Genomic DNA, 3377 nt, shown 5'->3' with positions numbered 1-3377 from the left:
CCGCCCTTCCGATTGCGGTTGCGGACGGAAGCGGTCGGTTGGTGATCGCCGAGGCCACCTCGGCCAGCGACGGCGCCATGGTGCTGCGCCGGATCAGCGACGACGGTGCGCAACTGATTCGCCACATAGCGGTCTTCGCCGGCTCTCCCCACCGAGCCTGGGCGCTCACCCGGCTCGGGAACGGCGGCTTCGTGGTGGTGGGAATGGCGAACGTGAGCGGCAACAGGTATCTCTTCGTGACACGCCTCACCTCCGCTCTCGCCGTGGACACCACCTTCGGTTCGGGCGGGTTCGTCACCCGCTTCTGGGGCGGCTTCTCGATTCGTAACGCCGACGTGGCGGTGGCGAGCGATGGCAGCATTTACGTCGCGGGAGGAACGACGGCCAGCGTCGGCGGCAACGCCTCGTTCCTGATCCGTTGGACCGCTGCGGGAGTCCGCACTTACGAGTTTCTCGAGTTGGAGTACGGCAACGACGAGTCGATCGCCAGGGTTCTGGCGACATCCGACGGCAAGATCCTGCTCGCCGGCTGGACGCGATCTTCGACACCGGACTGGACGGAGTCGGCGCCGGTGACGGCAACCTGGTTCGTCCAGCGGCGAGTCGCGGCGAGCGGGCTCATCGACGGCTCGTTCGGCTCGGGAGGAAAGACGGTCGTCACCTGGCCGGTGCTGCCGGTGACCAACATGCTCTTCTTCTTGCCCGAGGCTTTGCAGAACCAGCTTGGCGGAGCGACGCGTGACAGCTCCGGCAGGATCTTCCTCGCTGGCCAGGTGACGACGAGCTACGGGCTGCTGCCCTACATCGTGCGGCTCACTGCGAACGGAGCACTCGACACGACCTTCGGCGCCAGCGGCAAGCTGCTCTTTCTTCTGGGGCCGGGTGCGAGGCCGAGCGGAGCCGTGGACGTGGCCGTCGTCACTCCCGCGGGTCTCGCGCCGGCGCTGCTGCTCTGGGGGTTCCACTTCCCCGAAGGCAGTAGCCGTGCCTCGGCGGTGCTCGGGGCGCGCACTCTCGACGGCGCCTTTTATCCCGGCTTCGGAACCGACGCCGCCTGGTCGCGGACGCCGATCGTCTCGACGACGCTCGGCGCGCCGGCGGCGCTCTATCGCCTGCAGCTCGGGCGCCTGGCCGTATCGTCGGCAGCGACCAAGGTCTTCGCTGCGCTGCGGTTCTGGGACGACAACCATGCCAGTCCCACCGGCACCGTCCCGCCGCTGTCCTTCGGACTGCGCTACTGGGCGCCGCACTGAGAGCCTGCCGCGGTTGCTATCCTCCAGGCATGGAACTCGCCGACGCTGATCGCAGCATCCTGGTGGTGATCGACCTGCAGGGAAAGCTGGTCGACAAGGTCCATCGCTCTCCGCTCGTTCTCGCCGCGACGCATCGCCTGCTCGAGCTCGCCCAGCTGTTCGGCGTGCCGGTGGTGCTCACCGAGCAGTATCCGCGCGGGCTCGGCCCCACGCAGCCGGACCTCCTCGCGCGCTACGAGGCGCTTTCCGTCGCCAAACGCAAAGTGGAGAAGGGCGCGTTCGGCTGCTACGGCGACCCTGGCTTCGAGGAGGCGCTGGCGGAGGTGCGGCCGGGCATCGCGCCCGCGTCGCGCCAGCTCATCGTCGCCGGCATCGAGGCGCATGTCTGCGTGATGCAGACCGTGCTCGAAGCGCGGCGCCTGGGGCAGGAGGTCCACCTCTGCTGGGAGGCGGTCTCCGGCCGCGGCGCCGAGCATCGGCAGTGGGCGCTCGAGCGCATGCGCCAGGCCGGTGCGGTAGTGAGCAACCTCGAGTCGGTGGCGTTCGAGTGGGCGCGGCACAAGGATCACGCCCAGTTCAAGGCGATGTCGGCGCTGTTCAAACAGGGGCAGGTGGGCGGCGACGACTGACGCCGGCAGCTTTGTCAACTTCCATTGACAAAATGTAAAGGTTACTTTACTCTTTCGTCTGCCGGGGAGATGATCTCTCCGGCGTCTCGAAGGAGTCTCGACGATGATCCGCTTGCTTTCCAGAATGGGACCGGCGCTGCTGCTGGCGACCGGAGTCATCGCCGCGGAGGTACTCGGCAGCGCGCCTGCCGCGGGCCTCTGGCGGCTTGCCGCTCCGGCGCTCCTGGTCCTGACACTCGTCACCGCCGATCTGCTGCGGACGCGCCTGCTCGGTGGCCCGATGCGGGTGTCGTCGCCGGCGCTGATTCTGGGCGTGGCTATTCTGCTTGCCGGCACCGCGATCGCTTCGCAGGACCTCGCAGGCCTGGCAGCCTGGGTGCCGCTGTTCGGTTGCTGCGCCGCCGCGTCGGTCTTCCTGCGCCGCGATGAAAAGGCGCCATGTCCGCTCGCCTGATGGGGCTCGTCACCGACGACGAATCAGGAGAGGCACTGTGAAGCCGTCCTCTGCCGGCTTTCACACCGGGCGCGACGCGCGCAACGCAGGCGGTTTCAACCGCTGGATGCTGGCCGCCGCCATCGCCTACGTCGCCGCGACGGCGGCACTGCGCTGGCGCGCCGCGCTTCCTGCAATCTCTCCCGCTCTGCAGTGGCTGCTGGTGGGGACGGCGCTCCTGTTCGCAGTCGAGGCCACTCGGCGGTACGTGCTCTATCTCCGTCAGGCGGACGAGCTGTTGCGCCGAATTCAGCTCGAAGCCCTCGGGCTGGGATTCGCCGCCGGAGCGGTCGTCGCGCTGCTCTACCCGTTGTTCGAGTTGCTCGGTGCGCCCGCGCTCGGTGGGCGCGGCATCGCGGTGGTCCTGCTCCTGGCGTGGGCCGCCGGTTCGTGGCTCGCTGCGCGGCGATACTCCGGCGGCACATGAGGAATCGCCTGCGCGTGCTGCGCGCCGAACGCAGCTGGTCGCAGGGCGAGCTGGCGGACCGGCTCGGCGTCTCCCGGCAGACGGTCAATGCGATCGAGACCGGGCGCTACGACCCGAGTCTGCCGCTCGCCTTCTCGATCGCCCGGCTCTTCGACCTGGCCATCGAGCAGGTGTTCGAGCCCGAAGGTTGAGCGGCGCGCCGGCTAAGTGAACCTAGCGGCTGCCGAGGATGGCGACGCCCGCCAGGGTCAACGCCATGCCGCAGAGGTCGCGCAGAGTGAGCCTCTGGCCGCCGATCAGCACCGCCGCCGCGACGCCGAACAGGGGCGACGTGAAGGCGATCGGCATCACCTGCTGGATCGGCGCGGCGCGCAGCGCGGCGTAGAAGCAGAGAATACCGATGCCGCCGGCGACGACGCCGCCGCCGACGGCGATGGCGAGCAGCGCCCCCGGCTTCGCCGTAGTGAGCTGGCGCAGCGCCGGCCCGCTCACCGCTGCGAGCACCACCAGGGCGACCAGCGTGCGCAGCGTCGCACCCACCTGAGGTGCCAGGCCGCCGGAGATCAGGCCCTTCT

General features: G+C 69.2%; 6 protein-coding genes. 5 read left to right on the top strand and 1 reads right to left on the bottom strand.

Annotated features, from left to right (window positions below):
- The 5 genes from KBA23_RS16395 to KBA23_RS16375 all read left to right on the top strand — a co-directional run.
- On the top strand, window positions 1–1253 hold a 1253-nt coding region (locus KBA23_RS16395), incomplete at its 5' end, for a hypothetical protein (RefSeq protein ID WP_290743235.1).
- 29 nt (window positions 1254–1282) lie between these two features.
- Complete coding sequence (locus KBA23_RS16390) at window positions 1283–1882, top strand: isochorismatase family protein (RefSeq protein WP_290743232.1); 600 nt, start codon at window positions 1283–1285, stop codon at window positions 1880–1882.
- Window positions 1883–1985: 103 nt separating this feature from the next.
- Entirely contained in the window at window positions 1986–2336 is a 351-nt protein-coding gene (locus KBA23_RS16385) for a hypothetical protein (protein ID WP_290743229.1), read from the top strand.
- A gap of 37 nt (window positions 2337–2373) precedes the next feature.
- Window positions 2374–2802: a hypothetical protein gene (locus KBA23_RS16380; RefSeq protein WP_290743227.1), complete on the top strand. Its 429-nt coding sequence runs from the start codon at window positions 2374–2376 to the stop codon at window positions 2800–2802.
- Window positions 2799–2993: a helix-turn-helix transcriptional regulator gene (locus tag KBA23_RS16375; RefSeq protein WP_290743224.1), complete on the top strand. Its 195-nt coding sequence runs from the start codon at window positions 2799–2801 to the stop codon at window positions 2991–2993. The genes KBA23_RS16380 and KBA23_RS16375 overlap by 4 nt, the downstream gene beginning before the upstream one ends.
- Before the next feature lie 22 nt (window positions 2994–3015).
- Here the strand turns inward: KBA23_RS16375 and KBA23_RS16370 are convergent.
- Window positions 3016–3377, bottom strand: a 362-nt coding sequence (locus KBA23_RS16370) for an EamA family transporter (protein ID WP_290743221.1), incomplete at its 5' end; no start/stop codon positions are given.

It is taken from the genome of Amaricoccus sp. (genome assembly GCF_017995835.1).
Lineage (GTDB): Bacteria > Pseudomonadota > Alphaproteobacteria > Rhodobacterales > Rhodobacteraceae > Amaricoccus.
The sequence above is the reverse complement of the archived record's forward strand: the minus strand, read 5'-3'. Positions and strand labels throughout refer to the sequence as shown.